20 protein-coding genes are annotated in these 22,246 nt (G+C 46.1%); 6 read left to right on the top strand and 14 right to left on the bottom strand.

What is annotated here, in order from left to right:
- The first annotated feature begins 123 nt into the window (after positions 1 to 123).
- The gene (locus HUF13_RS03000; protein WP_173473745.1) at positions 124 to 825 is read left to right on the top strand and encodes a hypothetical protein; all 702 of its coding nucleotides are present in this window, start codon (positions 124 to 126) and stop codon (positions 823 to 825) included.
- A gap of 2 nt (positions 826 to 827) precedes the next feature.
- Here HUF13_RS03000 and mazG read toward each other — a convergent pair whose 3' ends face one another.
- Complete coding sequence (gene mazG, locus HUF13_RS03005) at positions 828 to 1,628, bottom strand: nucleoside triphosphate pyrophosphohydrolase (protein ID WP_173473746.1); 801 nt, start codon at positions 1,626 to 1,628, stop codon at positions 828 to 830.
- Positions 1,629 to 1,776: 148 nt separating this feature from the next.
- Between mazG and HUF13_RS03010 the strand changes: the two genes are divergently transcribed.
- Together HUF13_RS03010 and HUF13_RS03015 are read left to right on the top strand one after the other, a co-directional pair.
- Positions 1,777 to 2,673, top strand: a complete 897-nt coding sequence (locus HUF13_RS03010; protein WP_173473747.1) for a DNA-processing protein DprA — start codon at positions 1,777 to 1,779, stop codon at positions 2,671 to 2,673.
- A 4-nt stretch (positions 2,674 to 2,677) separates the two neighbouring features.
- Complete coding sequence (locus HUF13_RS03015; protein WP_173473748.1) at positions 2,678 to 2,956, top strand: septum formation initiator family protein; 279 nt, start codon at positions 2,678 to 2,680, stop codon at positions 2,954 to 2,956.
- Positions 2,957 to 3,091: 135 nt separating this feature from the next.
- On the opposite strand, the gene HUF13_RS03020 is transcribed toward HUF13_RS03015, so the two are convergent.
- From HUF13_RS03020 to HUF13_RS03070, 11 genes are all read right to left on the bottom strand, one after another.
- Positions 3,092 to 6,148: an efflux RND transporter permease subunit gene (locus tag HUF13_RS03020; protein ID WP_173473749.1), complete on the bottom strand. Its 3,057-nt coding sequence runs from the start codon at positions 6,146 to 6,148 to the stop codon at positions 3,092 to 3,094.
- Entirely contained in the window at positions 6,148 to 7,239 is a 1,092-nt protein-coding gene (locus HUF13_RS03025; RefSeq protein WP_173473750.1) for an efflux RND transporter periplasmic adaptor subunit, read from the bottom strand. Before HUF13_RS03025 ends, HUF13_RS03020 begins: the two co-directional genes overlap by 1 nt.
- Positions 7,240 to 7,417: 178 nt before the next feature.
- Positions 7,418 to 8,125 carry a hypothetical protein gene (locus tag HUF13_RS03030; protein ID WP_173473751.1) on the bottom strand — a complete coding sequence of 236 codons (708 nt, stop codon included), beginning with the start codon at positions 8,123 to 8,125 and terminating at the stop codon, positions 7,418 to 7,420.
- Positions 8,125 to 9,585: a hypothetical protein gene (locus HUF13_RS03035; protein ID WP_173473752.1), complete on the bottom strand. Its 1,461-nt coding sequence runs from the start codon at positions 9,583 to 9,585 to the stop codon at positions 8,125 to 8,127. Before HUF13_RS03035 ends, HUF13_RS03030 begins: the two co-directional genes overlap by 1 nt.
- An 86-nt stretch (positions 9,586 to 9,671) precedes the next feature.
- Entirely contained in the window at positions 9,672 to 12,581 is a 2,910-nt protein-coding gene (locus HUF13_RS03040) for an MBG domain-containing protein (RefSeq protein ID WP_173473753.1), read from the bottom strand.
- A 237-nt stretch (positions 12,582 to 12,818) separates the two neighbouring features.
- Positions 12,819 to 13,265 carry a 50S ribosomal protein L9 gene (gene rplI, locus HUF13_RS03045; protein WP_173387568.1) on the bottom strand — a complete coding sequence of 149 codons (447 nt, stop codon included), beginning with the start codon at positions 13,263 to 13,265 and terminating at the stop codon, positions 12,819 to 12,821.
- A 16-nt stretch (positions 13,266 to 13,281) separates the two neighbouring features.
- Positions 13,282 to 13,533 carry a 30S ribosomal protein S18 gene (gene rpsR / locus HUF13_RS03050; RefSeq protein WP_012820327.1) on the bottom strand — a complete coding sequence of 84 codons (252 nt, stop codon included), beginning with the start codon at positions 13,531 to 13,533 and terminating at the stop codon, positions 13,282 to 13,284.
- Complete coding sequence (gene rpsF, locus HUF13_RS03055) at positions 13,533 to 13,904, bottom strand: 30S ribosomal protein S6 (RefSeq protein WP_173387569.1); 372 nt, start codon at positions 13,902 to 13,904, stop codon at positions 13,533 to 13,535. The genes rpsR and rpsF overlap by 1 nt, the downstream gene beginning before the upstream one ends.
- Before the next feature lie 220 nt (positions 13,905 to 14,124).
- Positions 14,125 to 15,195 carry a hypothetical protein gene (locus HUF13_RS03060; RefSeq protein ID WP_304038759.1) on the bottom strand — a complete coding sequence of 357 codons (1,071 nt, stop codon included), beginning with the start codon at positions 15,193 to 15,195 and terminating at the stop codon, positions 14,125 to 14,127.
- A gap of 43 nt (positions 15,196 to 15,238) precedes the next feature.
- On the bottom strand, positions 15,239 to 16,180 hold the full coding sequence (locus HUF13_RS03065; protein WP_173473755.1) for a tryptophan-rich sensory protein: 942 nt from the start codon (positions 16,178 to 16,180) through the stop codon (positions 15,239 to 15,241).
- The gene (locus HUF13_RS03070; RefSeq protein WP_173473756.1) at positions 16,177 to 16,857 is read right to left on the bottom strand and encodes a hypothetical protein; all 681 of its coding nucleotides are present in this window, start codon (positions 16,855 to 16,857) and stop codon (positions 16,177 to 16,179) included. Before HUF13_RS03070 ends, HUF13_RS03065 begins: the two co-directional genes overlap by 4 nt.
- Positions 16,858 to 16,902: 45 nt before the next feature.
- Between HUF13_RS03070 and HUF13_RS03075 the strand changes: the two genes are divergently transcribed.
- Positions 16,903 to 17,130 carry a hypothetical protein gene (locus HUF13_RS03075; protein ID WP_173473757.1) on the top strand — a complete coding sequence of 76 codons (228 nt, stop codon included), beginning with the start codon at positions 16,903 to 16,905 and terminating at the stop codon, positions 17,128 to 17,130.
- A gap of 395 nt (positions 17,131 to 17,525) precedes the next feature.
- Here HUF13_RS03075 and HUF13_RS03080 read toward each other — a convergent pair whose 3' ends face one another.
- The gene (locus tag HUF13_RS03080) at positions 17,526 to 18,521 is read right to left on the bottom strand and encodes a tryptophan--tRNA ligase (protein WP_173387572.1); all 996 of its coding nucleotides are present in this window, start codon (positions 18,519 to 18,521) and stop codon (positions 17,526 to 17,528) included.
- Positions 18,522 to 18,945: 424 nt separating this feature from the next.
- On the bottom strand, positions 18,946 to 19,776 hold the full coding sequence (locus HUF13_RS03085) for a hypothetical protein (RefSeq protein ID WP_173473758.1): 831 nt from the start codon (positions 19,774 to 19,776) through the stop codon (positions 18,946 to 18,948).
- A 523-nt stretch (positions 19,777 to 20,299) separates the two neighbouring features.
- Between HUF13_RS03085 and HUF13_RS03090 the strand changes: the two genes are divergently transcribed.
- Both HUF13_RS03090 and HUF13_RS03095 read left to right on the top strand, forming a co-directional pair.
- Positions 20,300 to 21,460 carry a ribonuclease D gene (locus tag HUF13_RS03090; protein ID WP_173473759.1) on the top strand — a complete coding sequence of 387 codons (1,161 nt, stop codon included), beginning with the start codon at positions 20,300 to 20,302 and terminating at the stop codon, positions 21,458 to 21,460.
- A 9-nt stretch (positions 21,461 to 21,469) separates the two neighbouring features.
- Positions 21,470 to 22,054, top strand: a complete 585-nt coding sequence (locus tag HUF13_RS03095; protein WP_173473760.1) for a 5-formyltetrahydrofolate cyclo-ligase — start codon at positions 21,470 to 21,472, stop codon at positions 22,052 to 22,054.
- The last annotated feature ends 192 nt before the right edge of the window (positions 22,055 to 22,246 follow it).

Here is a 22,246-nt window from a genome sequence, read left to right on the forward strand (position 1 = left end):
ACAAAGCATACTCCAAAATGGAATGAAAAATTTACAAAGTTGCCCAAATTATTCAAAAAATTCACTTTTCTCAATCTGTGCTATTTGCTACTTTAATTCATCGAGGTAAAGAAAAGGTGCTGTATGACAAACAAGATTCTTCAATTTTTCGCAAAAAATACTTCAGCTAAATTGCTTACTCTATTCGCAATTGGAATTGCAGCGAGTTTTGCGGCATGCGCTTGCGAAGACTGCGAGGATTCTTGCAGCGAAATCAACCATTTTCAAAAACCTCTCACAAATTATGCAAAAACAGCCGATCTATTCAAGATTGGGAACAAAGTGCATTATGTTCATTCTGATGGATTTGAATTCGATTTGTCCGTAACCAAGGACACAATCTACACCGAAAACAAGACTGATTTTTGCTCTGAAATAAGCATCGAAAATCGTGATATACAACTTAAATCAAACGAACAAGCCATAAGCTTAGACGTTCAATTCAACGGACGGATTGAATTCGTTAACGAAAACAATCAAGCCAGTTTCATCACACCGTTTTACATCAACTTCGAAAATACTAGTTTTTATGTAGACCTAGACTCTTCTGGAGTGCCCGTAGAATCAGGCATCGAAGGACACATCACAATGCTAAATACGGTGACATTCAACGATGTTTCCTACGACAGTGTATTTGTCATCTTGGATTCACGCCACGTCAACGCCCGCAGCTACAACGAAGACTCTTCCGAATTAGGGGAACCAGCATACCTCTATTTTTCGAAATCAAAGGGCATCTTGAAAATAGAATCCCTTAATAGAAAAAGTATCACAATCAAGGAATAGCATTAAACGCTTTTTGCCTTAGCTTCTTTCCAGAGCTTTTGCAGGCCTTCTAGCCCAACATCCTTGATTTCTTGACCTTGTTCCTTAACACGGCGCTCCACTTCGCGGAAGCGCTTTTCGAATTTGTTGTTTGCACGTTGCAAGGCAATATTCGCATTAAAACCGCAATGGCGCGCCACATTCACAAGGCTAAACATGATATCGCCAAATTCATCTTCCAGGCGATCTACATTATCTTTTTCAGGAGAAACATTTTCCATCTCGGCGCGAAATTCCGCAAATTCCTCTTGAGCCTTGTCGAATACGGGCCCCGGTTCGCCCCAGTCAAAACCGACTTTGGCCACACGACGGATAATATCTTGGCTACGGGCAAGCGTTGGCATGCTTTTGCTAACTTTATCCATAATAGATTCACCGGCATGCTTTAAGTTGTTCTTTTCTTGTGCCTTGATGCGTTCCCAACGGCGGCTGACTTCGTTAGCATTATCAACTTGAGCATCACCAAAAACATGTGGATGCCTGCGCACCATCTTTTCGCAAAGTCCTTGAATCACATCGTCAATGGAAAAATCGCCTTGTTCCTTGCACACTTGCGAATGAAAAATCACTTGGAAAAGCACATCGCCAAGTTCCTCGCACATGTGCTCCTTGTCGCCCTCTTGTGCGGCATCGATAAACTCACAACTTTCTTCGACCAGATAAGGCAACAGCGAATGCGTATCTTGCTTGCGGTCCCACGGGCAACCGTTCTCCGAGCGGAGACGCGCCATAATATCAACCAAATCGTTAAACGAGTATTTCATGCCTTAAAAGATAGAAAGTATAACGTGGCCCTTGTTTTTATTCAACAAAATCAGTAAATTACATATCGTTAATTTTATCGTTTCCTTTTATCGTTACGTTTATTCAACCCCACCCCACTTGTGCGTCGGGAATCTTTATTAAGAACTTATGGAAACGAATCTTTTAAACGAACCGTACCGCGAACTCGCCCCCGAAACATATCCCCTGCTATTAGGGCAATCCAAATACCGTCCCAAGCGTCTTTTTTGCAAAGGCGCCCTCCCCTCCGCGGATAAAATCGGAATCGCCATGGTCGGCACCCGCCGCCCGACAGCCTCTGCCGAAGAGCTTTGCAGGCGGCTTGTCGCATCGCTAAAAGGCACGAACGCGGTTGTGGTTTCTGGGCTTGCCCAAGGCATCGATAGCTTTTGCCACAAAGCCTCATTAGACGCCGGAATTCCGACGATAGCCGTTCTCGCGCAAGGGCTAGACGCCAAAATCGATGGAGAACGCGCAACTATTGCAGAACGCATTTTGCAAGCCGGAGGCGCGCTCCTAAGCGAATACGAAGGGGACGCTCCCGCCTACAAAGGTTGCTTTGTAGCCCGCAACCGCATTATCAGTGGACTCAGCCAGGCAACGCTCGTAGTACAAAGTCGCAAAAAAGGGGGCGCCCTCATCACCGCACAATATTGCATTGACGAAGGCAAATTGCTCCTCGCCATCCCCGGGAACTTCGACTGCGACCTCTATAGCGGCACAAACGCACTCCTCGACAGCGGGCACGCAAAGCCCGTCTTCATTCCCGAAAATTTGCGGTCGGCAGCAGGCATTTCTCTCATCGAAGGAGCTAAAATCGAGCAGCTAACAACATGCGGAGTCCAGCTTTCAAGCGGGGCGCAGAAGGTTTTCGACCGATTTAACGGGTTCCGCAAAACATTTTCAGAACTTCAAGAAGATTTTGGCTTTAAGGCACCGGAACTTTTAGCTATATTGACGGAGCTAGAAATATCTGGTCTGGTCACATCAAAGGACAACTTCCAATTCTATTTTAACGGAGCATAATTAGTTGCACATTCGGCTTATTATTGGAATTGCCACCTCGATTACGTTCGCGTTCCTGGTGTTCCATTTGCTGTTCGGCAAGAACAGCATCCCGGAGCAACGTCGAATAGCGAGGGAAATCAAGCTCTACCAGATGCAGATTGACTCGCTCGGCAAAGTTATCGAAGAACGCGACGAGCTCATCCAAAAGCTAAAGACCGACTCCCTCTACAAAGAAGAAATTCTGCGCACCCGCTACGGCATGAGCCGCGAAAACGAAAAAGTATTTCAGCTGGTGAAATAGACGAAAGACGAGAGACGAAAGACGAAAGAAGGATAATCGCAGCGAAGCCGCTCCAATATAAAAGCGCGAAGCGCCATTATAAATCTTTCGTCTCTAGTCTGTAGCCCGCCACAGCGGGCGTTCTTTCGTCTAAAACTAAGCCATTTTACTTGCGTCACTGCGGACGGATTCGACTTTTCCGGCAAAGAAGCTATAGGCGGCAGGCACAATAAAGAGCGTCATAAACGTTGCAAACGTAAGACCGCCTACAATAGCAACACCCATTGCAATGCGGCTCGGGGTGCCGGTCATGATGAGCGGCACCGCGCCCAATACCGTCGAAAGGCTCGTCATGAGAATTGGGCGGAAGCGGCGTTCCGCCGCCATCCGAGCCGCCTCAAGCTTGCTGCATCCGGTATTTTCGGCAATCTGGTTAGCAAATTCCACAATCAAAATGCCGTTCTTCGTCACAAGAGCAATCAACAAAATCAAAGCAATTTCGCTAAAGATATTAAGCGTCTGGCCTGTAACAAACAAGCTCACCAACGCCCCCGAGAGAGCAAGCGGCACCGTAAAGAAAATCACGAACGGCGCACGGAAACTTTCGAACTGCCCGGCAAGCACCAAGAACACTAGCGCCAAAGCAAGCAAGAACACCACATACAAGCCCGAAGAGCTTTCTTCAAATTCCTTGGACGAACCGCTCAAGGTCGTACTCACGCTCGGGTAATCCTTCAACAACTTCTTTGCGATAGCGCGCATTTCTTCCACACCATCGCCAATCGTCTTGCCGGGTACAAGCCCAGCCTGGATTGTCGCCGCACTAAAGCGGTTGTAACGCGGGAGCGACGGCGATGCCGACTGTTCCTTATACGTGATGAAGTTATCCAAGCTCACCAACTCGCCCTTACCGTTCTTGACCGTAAGCATTGAGAAGTTTTCAGGCGTATCGCGGTACTGGTAACCGACAGCGCCAATGATATCATACTGGCGGCCGTCCTTGTAGTAATCGCCATACGTCTGATCGCTTATCGCAAGCTGAACCGCCTGTGCAATATCATTCACCGAAACGCCTTCTTCGTTCGCCTTGTCACGCAAAATCTCGATGTGGAGTTCCGGCTTCGTGAAACGCAAATTGCTGTTCACCACGCTAAACACAGGGCTCTTGCTTGCCGCTTCTTCGAATTTCGGAACAAGATCGCGCAACACTTCGATATTCGGAGCCTGCAACACAAACTGCACCGGAAGGCCACCACGTTGCGTACTGATACTCTGCGGTTCAAACACCATCACGCGCAAATCCGGATATTCATTACCAAGCACCTGGATCGCTCTTGCGATTTCACTTTGCGGACGACGAGCTTTCTTATCGTCATTCAGGAACAAACGCATTCTCGAGTTGCCTGCATTCCAAGCACCTGCCTGAAATTCCGTATATTCATTGGAATCGAGAATCGAAGTCACTTCATCGACAAACTCGTCAGCCATGCGCTTTGTACGCGAGAGGTTCACGCCTTCGGGCATGCTCATGTTCACCATCACAGCGTTAGAGTCTTCAGTCGGCGCCATTTCGCTACTCATGTTATTGAAGCAGAAATACGCTGCCACAAACAGAGCCGCCACAATCGGGAACAACAGAAAACGCAACCGAAGGAATCCACCCAGCAAGCGGGAATAAAGTCCGTTGAAGCCTTCAAAGAACGGTTCTGTAATGCGGAAAAACCATCCCTGTTTCTGGCGTTTCAAAAATTTCGAACAAAGCATCGGCGAAAGCGTAAGAGCGCACAAAGTCGAAAGGAACACCGTTCCAATCATCACCGCCACGAATTCGCGGAACAAAAGCCCCGTCGTGCCCCCCAACGCAAGTACAGGCACAAACACGGTCATAAGCACAATCGAAGTCGCAATCACAGCAAAGAAGATCTCATTAGTTCCAGCCACAGCAGCCTGTTTTGGCGTCATGCCGTTTTCAATCTTGTGGTAAATGTTTTCCACAATCACAATAGCATCGTCCACCACAAGCCCAATAGCAAGTACCATCGCCAAAAGCGTAAGCACATTGATACTGAACCCACAGAGATAAAGCACAAAGAAACTACCAATCACAGATACAGGCACCACAACCATCGGGATAAACGTTGTACGGCCTTCGCGGAGGAATGCAAAGATAATTGCAATCACGAGCACAAACGCAATAAAGATGGTCTCCACCACTTCCTTGATAGAAGCGCGGATGTTAATCGATGTATCGCGACCGTAAAGCAATTCTACGCCTTCCGGGATTTCACGACGGATATCTTCGACACGCTTGTAAAACTCGTTTGCAATTTCCACATGGTTACTGCCCGGCTGCGCCATAAGCGCAAGCGTAATAGAATTCTTGCCGTTACGTCTAAAACCTGTACGCGTATCTTTCGGTTCGTAATGGATGTCCGCCACATCCGAAATGCGGATAACATTTCCATCGGCAGCTGTCTTAACAGCAATATTGCCAAAAGACTTCGGATCGAGAATTCGGCCAAGCGTTCTAATCGAAAGAGTTGTTTCGCTACCTTCGATAGAACCAGACGGAAGTTCCAAGTTACCTTGTTTCAAAGCAGCTGCCATTTGCGCACCCGAAACACCAAGGGCCTGCATGCGAATCGGGTCTATCCAAAGACGCACCACCGGACGCTTTTCACCCCAAATAGCCACTTCAGAAACACCGTTAATCGTCTGCAAACGTTCCTTCACATGGTTATTCGCAATTTCAGAAACGTCCATCGGATCAAGCTTGTCGCTCACCAAGCTCACCATCAAAATCGGATCGTTATCGCTATCGGACTTATAAACAGTCGGTTCATCAACGTCATCGGGCAAGCGGCGGCGCACGCGGCTCACACGGTCACGGATTTCGTTCGCAGCCGCTTCCAGGTCCATGCCCGTTTCAAATTCAATACTGATGTAAGAGAAACCATCGCGGCTCGTCGAAGTCAGCGCCTTGATACCAGACGCACTGTTGATGGAGGCTTCCAAAATTTCGGTCACTTCGGCTTCCACGACAGCAGCGTTTGCACCGGGGTAAGAAGTACGCACCTGAATCAACGGATAGTCGACGTTCGGGTATTCACGAATACCAAGCGAAGTCAAACCAAAAAAGCCAAGCAACAGGATGACTAGCGCCATCACTGTCATAAGCACTGGGCGGCGAACAGAGAGTTGGCTAACGCTCATTACTCCACCTCGTAATTAATCGAGTGACGGAGTCCCTTAATCTTAACATCGGCTCCCGGACGAAGGCTCACAATACCAGAGACGATAACCGTATCACCAACATCAAGACCCGAAAGCACCTGCACAGACATCGGCGTGCGGAGCCCCGTCGTGATGTGCTTGATTTTAGCTTTGCCGCCTTGGCTCACGAACACGTAAGCACCTTCCCTGTCGAGAATCATCGCTTCGGACGGAATGGTAAAGCTTTGCACGTTGCTAGCTTCCATCGCGACATTCACGCTCACAAAGCTACCTGCAATGAGTTCGCCCTTCGCATTATCGACATCGACCATCACGCGGCGAGTGCGGCTGCTCTCGGAAATCACGGCATCAAGCGCAGACACAACGCCTTGCTTTTCGACATTACGCTCGGCATCCTTAAGCGAAATCTTGTCGCCCACCTTAATCACAGAAGCGTAACGCTGCGGGAGAGCAAACTTAGCCTTGAGGCGATCGACTTCACTGAGTTCAGCAATCGGCGTTCCGGAATTGAGCCAAGCGCCCACGGACACATCGACAAATCCAAGTTTGCCGCTAAACGGAGCACGCACTTCGGTCTTTGCGAGTTGAGCACGAATCAGTTCCACACTTGCCTGCGCCGATTTGAGCGAAGCCTCGGCAGATTCCAAGTCCTGCTTTGTGGCACCATTCTTTTCAAAAAGACCGCGAACACGTTGTTCTTTTTGCTCTGCAAGCATCCTGTTCGATTCAGCTTGCTTGAGCTGCGCACGGAGTTCTGAATCATCAATCTTTGCAAGGAGCACGCCCTTCTTGACTACAGCACCATCCTTTGCAGTAAGGCTAACCAAGCGACCAGACATCGCCGCCGAGAGCGATACGCTGTTCCTCGGCACGAGAGTTGCCATTGTCTGAAAATTTTTGCCTTGCGAAGAAAGCTCTGCCACATAACCTTCGACATTGAGCATTCGCTGGGCGCCAGCTTTTTTACCGCCATTACCTTTGCCGCCAGGAGCACCCTTGGCGGAATCGTCTTTACTACCACAAGCAACAAGAAGGAGAGAAGATAAGGCTATTAGAAGAAGGTGTTTCATAATCAATTAGCGGCTGCGCCGCAGTTAGTAGAACTTAGTTGGCAGAACTTAGAATTCGTTATTTAGATGATTAGCGCTGTAAAAGAGTTGCATAAAAAAGGAGATTCCCGCTCGCCGGCAGGAATGACTAGCTCAGAACCTCATACCCCAAAGCGACCATCGGGAGCGACCCCATACCTTAAAACTTCACGTTCATGAAGAGCGCGCCGCCGTCCTGATAAAATTCCGGCTCAAACTGCACCCTACTAGAGAAAGACTTGGACGAAGTGGCGCGGTAAATGCGCACTGCATCGAGCATAGAAATCACGCGGTTCAAAATCAACGCACCAACAGAAATCTGGAACACGATACGGCTCACACGGAAATGGCGCATACGACTTTTGAATTCTTCGATATGCTCCGTCGATTCCGGATTGTCGGAGCTCCCCCAATCCCACAAGATATCCTTCGAAAATTCCTCGTCAATGTTCTTGCCCGAACGAATCATCGCCTGATTGTAATCCTCGTCCATATCCGGCGAAGAATTCTGACCGAACACGCCAGAGCGACTACGGTAAGAGCCCACTGTATTCAAAAGCGAGACATCCTTGCCGCCAGTAAATCCCGCATGGCGAACGGCGTAATTATGGGCAGACGTCACATAGCGGTCGCCCACCACATAAGAACCAATAGCTGCAACCCACAGAGCTAGATCGGTCCACACGAACGGACGCACAAACTTCTGTTCGCCCAAATAAAGCTCGCCCATGCCCGGCAAAAGAGCCGAAGCACCAACGGCCAAGAACACGTTTTTATCACTGTTCTTGTAAACGTTTTGGTCAACGCTCACCACAATCTGCGAGAAAGCGGCGACTGACGCAAGCAGTATGGCAAGAATGATGCGCATTAGAATCCCCAGTTTGCACGAACCGACCAACCGAAGGAATCCTTGAACGACATGCCGCTATCGAAATGCAAGCGTTCATACCAAGAAACGTCTTCTTCGTAAAGGACCTTGTTATGGGCGTTAGCCGTAAGGGCTGCATCAATAGCGGAAACGATATGGTTCAAGATGAGTCCACCAATGAACAATACCTGCCTGTCAGCGTAATCGTTAGCGTCACTGCGCATGTCACGATACTTGTTCAAATTTTTGGATTCACCCAGCGAAACCACTTCGGAATTTTCATCTTCGAGATTAAGATTATCGATTACAGTTCCACCATCCTTAACGTCATCCCAACCGCGCACATAAACACCTTCTGAAATCAGCTGGAACAATTCAGATTCGTTGGCAAAGGATTTCTTGAAATCCTTCATTTCGTCAGCAAGCTTTTTGTTTTTGTCATTAAACTTGTTGTAGTGCTGTTCATCGCCAGCAAACAATTCATTTTCTTGATAGCACTTGGCCGAGGTAGCATCGCCATAGATAGATTCGCAGAACGACTTGCGAGAGCCCATATAGCGGCTACGGAAGGTCGAAGGATAAAGCGAACCACCGGCATTGTAAAGATCACGCATAGCGCGTTCATATCGACCAATCGAGTAGTGTTCCTTCGCAAACTTTTTGTACTTGTCAACTTGCTGATTATACTTGTAAATAGAGTTGTAGGCCCAGGCACTCCACAAGAATACTTCCAAAGCAATATAGACACCACCACGGACATAAGTCGAGGTATTACCGCCCACATACATTTGACCAGCACCCGGCACCAAGAGCGAAAGGAACAAAGCCTTACGCGGATTCTTATAGCGTCCCTTCATTTCGTCAATACCATTAACCTTAGAAACCTTTACCGGTCCAAGCAATTCACGACGGCTCATGCTGTTAGACGAAGCTGCAGTAGAGCTGCTACTCATGTTCGTAAGGCCTGCCGCCTGTGCTTGGGCTAAAGAATCGGCCTTACGGGTAGAATCGGCAAGCGCACGGACACTTTCGGCTTCGGCAATAGCGGCTTCGCGCATCAAGGAATCCCGTGTTGCAGAATCAAGAATCGCCGTATCGGCCGTTGCTACAGCAGGAGTAACTTCTACAGCAGAAGGCACAACAGAAGAGCTAGACGCAACCGGAGCAAGCGATGAGGAACTCACAGGGACAACCGCAGCCACAGACGATGAACTCGGAACACTCACTATCACAGAGGAAGAGCTCAAAGCAATCGCAGCAGAGCTCGCCGGAGTTACCGGAGCTGGAGTCTGAACAGCAGCGGAACTTGCGGGAGCTGCCGGTGCTGGAGTTTCCACAGCTGGAGCCGTAGGAACACCGGCTTCTTTTTCAAATTCATCGAAAAGGTCTCGCACTTGAGCAAAGGAGACCTGAGCGAGAGATAAACCAAAAAACAAGGGTAAAAGAACAAACTTGCGCATGCTTCTAAAATAGCAAAAAATGTTATCAAAACAAAAAGCCCCGGACTCAAATCCGAGACTTTCTACAACAAAATTCTATAAAAAAGCTATTTAATACGGATACGTTGCGTAGATGAGCCAACACGAACCATGTAAATGCCAGCATTCGAAACCGGAATTTCAAAGTTCGGGGAATCAACAACGCCCTGGCGAACAACCTTGCCCTTCATATCGATAACGGCAAAACGCTTTCCAGCCGTAGCACCGCTGACCTGAATCTGACGATTCATAGAAGAAAGTCCAAACGCCTTAACATCCTTGACGCGAGCAATAGAAGTTTCCTTATCGGTAATCTTAAACGTTCCCTCAAGAATAACGACGAAGTTGACATTGTCAAAGTTGAGTGAAGTATTGACAAAGTCCGTAGCTACAAGACCCATAGAATATTCGCCAAGGTCCTTTTCAGTCATGGACATTTCACCCTTGTAGGTAACAAATTCCTTTCTGTATGCAAATTCTTCAGGCAACCAAGGTTCACCAGGAATACGCATCGGGCTTACATCAAAGCTCTTCTGGATTGTAATTTCTTCGCCTTCTTGATACTTTGCGGTAACAGTTTCCCCATAAATCGCAACGGTAATTTTTTGAGAGCAAGGCTTAATCGTAAAGTTACCTTGATTGATTTTAACAGAATAATTCGAGCTCGGTTTTTCCTTAGCAAAAGTAGCGGAAATGGCATAAGTTTCATCATCCGGGAGCACGTCTTCACCAGCCTGACGTTTCAGAACAAGTTCAGGAAGTACATCGCCATCAAGAAGACCTTCAACTTTATATTCGTACTTTTCTGGATCAGCTTCGCTATAGACCTTAGAAGTATCGGCAACCGTCACCGTCACGACCTTTTCACGCACAGTAAGGATGTTAGCAACATACTTGGTTACGGTATAATTCTTATTGGTCGGATTTCTCTGATCGAATGTGAGTGCATAATCACCAGCATCAAGGCGGCCAGTCTTATTAAGAGTAACATGAATGTTACCAAGTTCATCACCGTCCAAAAGGCTATCAGCAGACCACGTAAAGTCAGTCGGAATTTCATCACCATAAGTGATAGTATCAGGATTAGCAGTAACCACCAACTTTTTCGGATCAATTTGCAAGACACCATCCGTAATATTGAATGTCACATTGGGATAGTTCAAAGAAGTATTCTTGAAATGACTTGCAGAAAGTCCCATAGCGTACTTGCCAGCATCCTTGCCCGAAACAACGGAATCACCGGTATATTCGACAAACTTGAGAGAATAAGCTTCGTTATTGGTAGAAATATCGAAACCCTGCACTGTATGTTCATTACCATCGTACTGAAGCGACTCGGTATGGCCCTTAATCGTTACCACAATCTTGTCGTTATTAGCGGTAATTGTCAACTTGCCATCAGTGGTTTTTACAATGTAATTCGGGTTTGATTCAGCATCAACTGTTGCCGTAATCGCATATTCACCGGCATCTTCGCCAGCTTCACGCATCAAGGAAACGCCCTTCAATACATCTTCTTCATTGCCAAACTTAACAATACCATCGACAGTATAAGCCAGTTCTGGATCTTTTTCGCCATACTTTTTCGTAATATCCGTTACGTTCAAAGTAACAGCTTTGGGCGTAATCGTAAGAGAGCTCGGCACCGTAGTCAAGGTGTAGTTGGGATTAGAGCCTTCTGCGAAATCAATATTAACTTTGTATGTATTAACATCTTCACCTTCGTCACGAGTGATTTTAGCACCTTTAAGACTTTGATTTCCAACAATGCCATCCACAGTGTACTTAAACTCTGGGTCCTGGTCGCCATAAATCTTTTCAGCATTAGCAAGAGTTACAGTAGCATCCTTCGGTTTAACCGTAAGCGTACCGTTCGTAGTCGTCACTTTGTAGTTGGGGTTAGACGAGACGTTCACACTTGCAGAAATAACATACTCGTCAACATTTTCAAGACCCGTCGCAGAGCACTTAGCACAAGCAAGCGTAACATCCTTCAGCACGTCCTCACCCAAAAGGCCCGAAACCTTGTATGTAAATTCTGGAGTCGCATCGCCATAGGTTTTCGAAACGTCATCTACAATCACCGTAGCAGTAGCTGGTTGAATAACAAACGTTCCAGAAACTACATATATGTAGTAATCAGACGTTTCTTTACAGTAAGGCAGTTCACATTCATCAACCTTAGCAGGTCTATCCTTATATTCTTTACCATCAATGCTTACCCCAATGGGATAGAAGGTTGCATCTTCACCAGCAGCTCTAGCCAATGTAATTTTACCAAGCTTCTCATAATCGGCGGCAACGATATTTCCACGAATATCGTATTCGAATGTCGGATCATCTTCGCCATAGAATTTTGCAGTGCTCCTTACAACAATTGTGATTATGGTTTTGGTGATTTTCATTTTACCACTTTTCACAATAATATTGTAGTTCGGGAAAAGAGTGGTCAAGTTAACGGAAGGATCAACAGCAACTTCAAAAGTGACACCGACTTCTTCTACACCATCAGCAACAGACAACTTCACCTTTTGCTCCAACTCGCTTACAAAATTGCTCATGGTATCCGCTTGGAGAGACGACAAATCGCTAACTTTATCAATAGTCCACGTAAGAGTTGGGCTTTCGTTCTCACCGCATTTAGGAACTTCGCCACCTAGTTCTTTTTCACAATCATCCGCAATTAAACGAACACCTTTTCGTTTAATATCGAATTTTTTTTCAATTACATCGCCGTTAGTCAAAGTTATTGTAACAGAACCGGCATCAGTACCAGCGTTTATGTTTTTTCCATAATCAATTTTCGCAAAATCGGTATATTCTTCGTCGCCGCAATCCACCTTTTTTACGGCGGGCTTTATCTGATTACCCGTAAAAATAAAGTCGCCAGTCAATGTGACAGAACATTCATCGGCGGCAAAAACACTTGAAAACGCCGCAGAAGCGGCAAGAGCTAGCATTGCAATTTTTTTAATCATAAACCACTCTCTTTTAATCAAACCCTAAGAAAAATATAATTTTTTACTTACTTTTTCAACTAGAGCTTAGACAAAACGTTGTAAAAAAGGGCTTATTTATACAAAAAACCGCCCCTCGAAAGGGACGGTCCTCAAAATTAAAGTGGTTTGAGAATTACTTTTGGGTGCTACGCACCCGTCCGTAACTGCACCTCGGTCATAAGGTCAAACTAGTTTGACCTTGCGACTCTCGGTTTGTTACTTCTCAGCGACCACCCAAACCTTGACCTGTGCTTCAACGTCGCTGAAGACCTTGACAGTCACGGTGTAAACACCGAGCTGCTTGATCGGTTCAGCAAGGTCGATCTGAGCACGAGAAACCTTGACACCAGCCTTGGTGATTGCTTCAGCGATGTCACCTGCGGTCACAGAACCGTAGAGACGTTCGCCTTCAACAACGCGGCGTTCGAGGTTGACAGAAACCTGAGAAAGCTTTGCAGCCACGTCACCAGCAGCAGCGAGTTCCTTCTGGAACTGAGCTTCAACAGCAGCGCGGTTGTTTTCGATTTCGAGCTTGGCTTCCTTAGTTGCACGAACAGCGAGCTTACGCGGGAAGAGGTAGTTACGTGCGTAACCGTCCTTAACCTTCACGACGTCGAGCATCTTGCCCAAGTGGGGGACGTTAGCCTTAAGAATAATTTCCATAGTCTAGTTCCTCCTATTAGCGCATGCTGTCCGAAACGAACGGGAGAATAGCCATCTGACGGGCACGCTTGATAGCTTCGTTCAGCATACGCTGATACTTAGCGGAAGTGCCAGAAATGCGGCGCGGGATGATCTTGCCACGTTCAGAGATAAAGCGACGAAGAGTCTTTTCGTCCTTGTAGTCAATGAACTTGACGTTGTTCTCGGTGAACCAGCAAGTCTTCTTGCGGCGAATACGAGTAGCCTGCTTCTTATCTTCAAAAGCCATTATTCAGCCTCCCCTTCTTCTGCGTCAACCGGAATGATTTCTTCGGTTGTCTGTGCCTGAGTCTGGTCGTAAACGATTTCGCTCATCGGATAATCAGCGAGGGTCATCCAACGGAGAACGTTTTCGTTAAGCTTGAGAGCGGCTTCCATAGCAGCGACTGTTGCAGCTTCTGCCTTGTAGTAGAAGATGACATAGTAGCCGTGCTGGCGCTTGTTGATTGTGTAAGCGAGCTTGCGCTTGCCCCAGTCGTCACGGCGGAGAATTTCGCCGTTACCGCTAGTGATGTTCTTGCCGATGGTCTCGACTTCAGCCTTGATAGCGTCGTCAGAGATCATAGCGTCGATGATCACCATCGTTTCGTATTGTCTCATAATGAGTCCCTTTGGTCTATCGCCCAGGTACCACCATTGGCCCTGGGAGGGTTCCGAATAATTCGGTGGCGATAATATAGAAAAATACGTTTTTTACGTCAATCCTCAGGAGGCAGTCGGGAGGGAGTAGGAAGTAAATGCCAGGTATGGGCGATGTTCAAAGCGAGTTTACGAGCGCCCCCATAGCTCAGCATCCATTCAGAAAGCTTAGTTGGATGGTTTAAATGCCAAACTGCAAACCGAGAAAACCAGCCACTGCCCATTCTTTCACATGGCGGTTAAAATAACGCTGGAAAACCATTTCAAAAGAGACCCACGTCGAGCGAAGATTTTTTTTCGACCAAGGCCAAACCTCGCGCAAGTTGAAAGCTACACCAGGACTAAACGACACCAATTGTGCCCAAGACAAATTAAACTCATAAGAAGCACTAGCAGTAAGTCCTAGATAACGGAACACAACAAGCCCCATGCCCGCTTCAACTCCAAACGTAAAACCATCTAGCGCAAACATTTTTTCGCAATTTTTTTCAATTTTAAGAGAATCAGAATCGTCATCATCAGAAGCCCCATCAGATGCGCCTCCAGCCGAGACATCAGTCTGAACACCATCGTGCAGCTCTTTTCTAAATTCCGATAAATCAGTCGTTTCCAATCCGAACAAAGGAGAAATATAAAAGTCAGCGCCCGTAAAGCCTCGATGGAAACGAACATTCAAACGATAGCGCTGGTACATGAGCATAACATCACTGTCCAGCGTTCCGCCAAAGAAACGAACGTCAAAACCACCCGTGATATAATCTTTGTAATGATATTCCAACTGACCTTGCCACACCCCCAGGCAATCGCAATCCTTGGAAGCATTGAAAAGCCCGGCACCAACACCAGCGGAAAGGCCCTCACCTAAAAAAGCTGACTGATGCGGCAATGGTACATTGTAGACCTTGGGCTTTTCTTGCGAGTGCGCCGATTCGGGCATGATCACGTAGACGGTATCGACGATGGTATCACGAACGACAGTTACATTTTCTGCGTCCTCTGCAACTTCGGAAATCGTCGCAACCGATGTTGTGGAAATCGGCGATGTCGAAACAGAAGTCGAAGAATTAGAAGGAACTTGTTCCGAAGTTGATGAACTCGAAACCTCTGAGTTCTTAGCTGTCGTCTTTGATTTATCCACGGGCTTTGGTGTAGATTTTTTGGCGACTACCTCGGACTTCGCTTTTTTCGCCTTGGAGCTAGAACGAGCAGAACCGGTGCCCTTGGCTTCGGCATAGACATTCAAAATCAGCAAAAGGACTAAAAAAAGAATTCGCACGATTGTAATTTAATAAAAATCATTCGTTTGCGCTATCACTGTCCGACTCCACCTGTTGAATCAGTGCATTTTCTTTTTCACCACATTTTTTAGAGACTTCATCATAAGAAAGCGTAATAAAAGTTTCGCGAGAGGGCATTAGATCAAACATCATTTTTTCAATTGCCATTGCGCCCTGCATTCCAAGTATGGATGCATTGTTCAAGCCCAATCGGCGGTAGGTTTTGCGTTTATAGTCCTTCAACGAGACTCTAACGGAATAGCCATCATTAACAAGATCCGAGTGGTATTCCTGTTCGTATTTTTCTATAGAATTTTTCAGCGATTTGGCAATTAAAGATTTTTCGGGACTCAGTAGCGCCCACTGGCTAGAATCGATATTCGGCTTTACCCATTTTTTATAGCCCTCATTGTCAATATTTTCAGCGCTACACATACGATAGGCGGCACGATAAAAAACAGAGTCGTTCCGTTCCCTGATTGCCATGATGCGGGAATCATTTTCCCAAGCATCTTCCAGGATCATTTCTATTTCGTAATCAGCATTCCGCGCCACTTTCAATTCAACACTCTGCAAGGGTTCATCGACAATTTCTGCAAACGGAAACATTTCTGAATCATGATAAACCATCCATTTAAAAAACAAGAACAGAAGCAGAGCAATGACGGAAACTGCTATTACAAACAAAACTTTCTTCGTCTTAAAGAAATTCCCGATAAGAGCTCCCGAGACATACAACACGAGAAAGAGCAAGCCCTCAATTGCCATTTCTAAATCATTCTTACAAGCTAGCCATTGGACACTCCGGAACACGATAAATGCCGGAAGAAGCAAGCCAAGAACTAGCCAAAGCTTTTTCCAAGACGTCCGTTTGCGAAGTGCAAAGAAAATAATTCCCGGGAGGATTACGGGAAGAATCTCCGTTGCAAAAGTCGTTAAGTATTTGAGAATTTCACTCATTTTTCCTCCGATTTATTTAATTCAAAGGAATCCTTTTGATTTGGAGTTTTAACTTGTTCGGCAACCGTGTTATTTTGTTGACTACGAACGGTGCTATCGACAAAAACGTCACGAGGTCCATTGCACCTTTTTACGACTTCCAAGTAAGAAAGCGTGGTATAAGTTTCACGAGGGGGCATAAAATTTTCGAACGTCTTTTCAATCGTCACAGCATCATATACTCGAGAACGTTTTGCATTCGGGAAATACAGCCAACGACGAGTTTTGCGTTTGTAGTCTTTGAGAACGACCGAAGACGCATTGCCATCCAAAACATCATCTGTGGAAAGTTCCTGGCTGTAATTTTCAACAGATTTTTTCAATTTGCGGACGACCGCTGATTTTTTCGAATCCAGCAAAATCCACTTGCCATCTGAAGAAACTCCGCGCTGACTTTTTAATTTCCATTTAGCATAATCATAATCGGTATCGTCACACATATTATAGGTAAACTTAAAAAATACGGAATCGTTCTTTTCGCGGAAGGAGACGGTTTTGAAATCATCACCCCACGCAACAGATTCAGACAGAAACATTTCATAATCCGCATCTTGGGAGGCCGCCAAGTCGTCTTGTTCCAAAGGTTCATCGGAAATTCCGCCGTAAGGATGAGCTAACCAGCTCCAACCAAAGAGCATAAAAATAAAGAGTGGGACAATCACAACAAGGGGGACGCACAACCGATGCCAGATTTTATTCGCATCGAAAGCCCGGCCAAAAAATCCACAAGCCATAAAAGAGAAGATATAGGACCACATCGCCACAAAGGGCAATGCTGGCGAAAACAAGTCATCAACGTCAATGTCATTAAATTTATTAACCGCCCAAAAATAGCAGCAAACGAAAGCGCAAAAGATTACAATCCAAAGCCCGAGCCAAAGTTTTTTAAAGCGAAACTCCTTATAAAATAAGGCAAGCAAGAAACTCAGCAAATGCGGCAAAGCAACCAAGAATACGAAGAATAGTATTTCCGACAATTGAGGACTACCATAAAAACCAAGCGTATGCATTTGCCAAAAGAAATTTATCATAAAGTTCAATATACACAAAAGCCCTCGGCGGAAAAGCCGAGAGCCTTGTAAAATGATTTTTCAGAAGGGAGAAGCCCGGTTCCTTCGACTTCGCTCAGGACAGGCTCCGCCGGGCATGACAAGCACCGAGCGGTCGTCCGTGACCGGCACCTCAACAATAGAATCAAGCAAGCTTTATTCTGCTGTATTCGGTTTAGGTTTATTTAACGAGGTGTGTCGGCGAGAGCGAGCGCCAATCACATATTTCTATATGATTCTAGGCGCGAGCGGTCTTATTAGTAAGTTCCTAACAAATGACGCACGCGGTCCATCATGACCTTTGCCTTGGCGCGAGCGCGTTCCTTACCGTAAGCGAGAATCTTTTCGATTTCGTCGGTGTGGTCGAGCAAGTAGAAGTACTTTTCGCGAGCGGCACCGAGATGTTCTTCGAGGACATTCTGGAGTTCCTGCTTGGCGTGGCCCCAGCCCATGCCGCCTGCACGATAGCGGGCTGCAAGAGCTTCGGTCTGTTCCGGTGTTGCAAAGAGCTTGTACAACTTAAACACGTTGCAAGTATCCGGATCCTTCGGTTCTTCGATGCCCTGGGAATTCGTCACGATCTTGCCGAGACGCTTCTTGAGAGCCTTCGGTTCGAGGAAGATGTCAATATAGTTGTCGTAGGACTTGCTCATCTTGCGGCCGTCAAGACCCGGGATAACGCCAGTGGATTCCTGGAAAACCGGTTCCGGAACGGTGAACACTTCTTCGCCAAAGTGCTTATTGAACTTGATAGCGATATCGCGAGCAAATTCGACGTGCTGTTTCTGGTCCTTGCCCACCGGCACGATGTCGGCGCTGAACATGAGGATGTCGGCATCCATGAGGCACGGGTAGCAGTAAAGACCCATGTTCACGTTGGAATCCACATCAACGCCAGCAGCGGTGTTGGCTTCGACCTTTGCCTTGTAAGCGTGGGCGCGGTTCATGAAGCCCTTCGGCGTGAAGCAGCTGAGAGCCCAGCTAAGTTCAAAGATTTCAGGAATATCGCTCTGCTTGTAGAACAGGGATTCTTCCGGGTTGAGGCCGAGAGCGAGCCAAGTAGCTGCAACCTTGTAAATGTTCGCGCGCATTTCGGCGCCGTTCTGCACTGTCGTCAAAGCGTGATAGTCCGCAATGAAATAGACCGTGTCATAAGTCTTTGTAAGTTCAAGAGCCGGGCGGATAGCGCCCACATAATTGCCGAGATGGGGAGTACCCGTCGGCTTGATACCGGTAAGAGAAATCTTTTTCATGGGGTGCAATTTAGGAAATTTTAGAAAGTCGCAATCGTAATACAATTGCAAAGCTCCGCAAATCTGCGACAAAGCAGGTTCAAAACGCATTTTCACAGCACAAAAAAAAGCCGAAATTGAAAAAACGCTGTTTTTTACGTAAAAAATCGCCCCAGAAGCCCAAATCTTACGTAAAATTTTTAGTTTGTTAGTAACAAAATTCAAAATTTCACGAAAAGCGCCTCCAAATCAGCCCCCCAAAAGTACTTTTAGGACGAAGACCTACCATTTTCGCATGCCGAAACCCACGAAAACCCTATTCGTGACGCTCAATTCACTTAACTTATTATAAATTTTACGTAAAAAAAGCACGATATCGCACACTTTTTACGTAAAAAACGTCAAAAAATGAGAATCAGCTCTGCAAGGCCAAAAATTACTTTATTTACACCAAGTACTTTTTTGCAAGCTTTTGCACCATTTGGGAATTTAATGGTTTATCACGAGATTCCATCGTAAATATGAAATTGTCCCCAAGGAAATACCCGCTATTCTGATACATTTCAATTTTCACAACGGCATTTTGAGCATATTCAGCATCATCCATCATTCCAAAATGTTCCCACACGAACTCTTTTCGAGTACGAACATTCAAACAAGTAAAATCAGAATAGACTTTAACGCAACGCGATGATTCCACGCATTTCAACTCATGCGGAAACTCATAGCGATAAGGAATGCCTAAGCTTGCTAAAACATCAGCAATTATAATCTCTGATTTTGAGCGAACGCACTCCCCCTTTGCAGTCAAAAGCCCAGTATTTTCAATAGTTTTCCCCTTATAGCGCAAGCTCTGCCATAGATCCGCAAAATCCGAATCAGGAATATTTAGCGGCACAATTTGTTCTCGCAACCTATCCCCCATGGACATAAAAATTTTTTCACCATTTTGCGGAACATAGGAATTCACCAATTGGTCCAAAACGCTCCTTTGCCGTTTAAAATCATCAAGAAGCAAAGTATTGTATTTCTTTTGAGCAAGAGCTCGAATCAATTTCGTTTTGCCCTTAGACAAATAAGAGCGCTTCGACCCCACAATACGTTGCCATTGCGCCTGAGAATGACTGCTCGTGCTGTAAAGAGTCCCCTCTGGAGCCTTTTCCAATTGCATCTGCAAAAAATCAATAACCTGCTGAAGTTCATCAATTCTTTTTTGAGCTTGAGACAAAATACAATCAACAGAGAGTGCGCACCCATCTATTTTCATCATGTTCATTTAAATACCCTCGCCGTACTATAACGGCAATTTCATAAACGAAACGATTTAAAAAGGGATATAAGAACTGATATAGGAACCACTTTAATATACAAATTAACAATTCAAAAAAAAGCCGAATTTGAAAAAACGCCGTTTTTTTACGTAAAAAACGCATCAAGATCCCAAATCTTACGTAAAATTCTTAGTTTGTTAGTAACAAAATTCAAAATTTTACGAAAAACGCCTCCAAATCAGCCCCCAAAAGTACTTTTAGGACGAAGACCTACCATTTTCGCACGTCAAAACCAACGGATCCCCTATTTTTGGCGCAAATTCGATTAATTTATCACAAATTTTACGTAATAAATCCACGAAACCACACTCTTTTTACGTAAAAATCGCCCAAAAACATTGAATAACATTTCAAAGCTCAAATTTTTTAACGAAAAACATCCTTTGCCGCTGAAATATGTCATGTTTTAGGCAATTCAGCAACGGTATGATACACTTTTCGTTTCTTTTAATTACATTTCTTTTCCAAATGATGAAAGACGAGAAATACATATTGGTAGATAGCGAAGAATCGCTGGCAAATTTGCTTGCAGATTTGGAGCAATACGACATGGCCGCAGTCGATACCGAAGCGGATTCCATGTACCATTACACGGCTCGTCTCTGCCTCATCCAGATTACCATTGGCGAACACCATTATATTGTGGACCCGCTTTGTGGGCTGGACCTTGCACCGCTGTTCAAGGCACGTGCAATGCAGACGCTGATTTTCCATGGTGCAGATTACGACCTCAGACTTTTGTGGCAGACGTACGGTTTTTCACCGAAGAGCATTTTCGACACGATGCTTGCCGCAAAGATTTTGGGAGAACAGCACCTCGGGCTTGCCGATTTGGTCAAAGAATATTTTGGAGACGAACTCAAAAAGGAAAACCAGAGAGCCGACTGGACGATTCGACCGCTTTCGCTGGACATGTGCGAATACGCCATCCACGACACATTTTATCTACACGAACTTTGTGCGATATTAGCTGAAAAATTGCAACAAGCCGGACGCATGTGCTGGCTTACGGAACAATGCAACGCACTCATCGAGCATGCGAAGGCACCGAATGTTCCCAAAAAAGATCCATGGCGCATTACGGGCTCCAGTATTTACGGGCCGTGTGCATTGAACATTCTCAAGCACTTGTGGGAATGGCGCGAAAAGCAGGCCGAGGAACTCGACCGCCCGCCTTACAAGGTAATGCAAGCAGAGCTTATGCTCGCGATTGTTAACGCACAAAATTCGCATTTCCCGGAAGTTAACGAAAAATTCTTGCCAAAACTCCCCCGCAACTTTAAGGGAGACCGTTTGGAATCGTTCCTCAACATGCTCCGCGAAGCAGTTGCCGAACCTGAATGTGATTGGCCCATGCGACTCCCCAAGGCTCCACCACCGCCGGTCATTCCGCACTCGGATTTGCTCAGCGCACTCAAAGTTTGGCGTGATGAGAAAGCCGAGGAGCTGAAAATCGATGCAGCGCTCCTTGCAAACAAATCGCAATTGATTTGGCTTGCCGCTCCGGGCAACATTCCTTGGCAGACCCGCTACGAAGATGCGCACCTGATGCACTGGCAACAAAATATTTGGAACGAAATTCTGCGTGACAAATTGCCCACTGCAAAGCGCATTGGCGAAGAAGAATAAAGGTTTTAAATGGCAGCGTCCATAGTAATCGTAATCCTCGTGCTGCTGATCTTCGGCAGCAGTCCTATTGTCGAGATGATTTTGAAAATGCGCCGCATGAAAAAAGGCGACGACATTATCAAAGAACCGTGGCAAGAAATCCACGACATTCCGGGCTACCACGATGCGAGGAACATCGCCGCGTTCTATCCTCTCAAGGGCGAGCCAAACATCATGCCGATTCTTGAAGAACTAGCAATCGAAGGTCGCCTGTTGCTCCCCAAATGCGAGGGCAACGGCATCATGAATTTTTACAAAATAAGCAACCTCAAGAAGGACTTGGTCAAGGGGCACTATGGGATCATGGAGCCCCGCGAAGGTATCGAGAAGTTCGAAGGCGCCATTCCTGTGTTCCTGGTCCCCGGGGTCAAGTTCAACTGGGACGGTAGCAGACAAGGGCACGGCAAGGGTTACTACGACAGGTTCCTCGCCAAATACCCAAATTCGTTCAAAGCAGGCATCATGACTCCGGCACAGCTTTCCAAAGAACCGCTTGAGCAAAAAGAAACCGACGTGAAGATGCACACGGTAATTGCTTGTAGAGAAAGATACTAGCACGCAACAAGACGAGCAAATTCTACGAATGTAAATTTTGAACAGCATGCGAATGCTAAATTTTAAGTTGAGTTTGAAGTTCCGAGTTACTAGTTACTGAGACCGCTTCGCAGCAGTTGCGAGTTTTAAGTTACTAGTTACTAGAAATGTTTATATTGCAATCTCTAGTAACTACTAACTATTAACTAGTAA

This window comes from Fibrobacter succinogenes, from assembly GCF_902779965.1.
GTDB lineage: Bacteria > Fibrobacterota > Fibrobacteria > Fibrobacterales > Fibrobacteraceae > Fibrobacter > Fibrobacter succinogenes_F.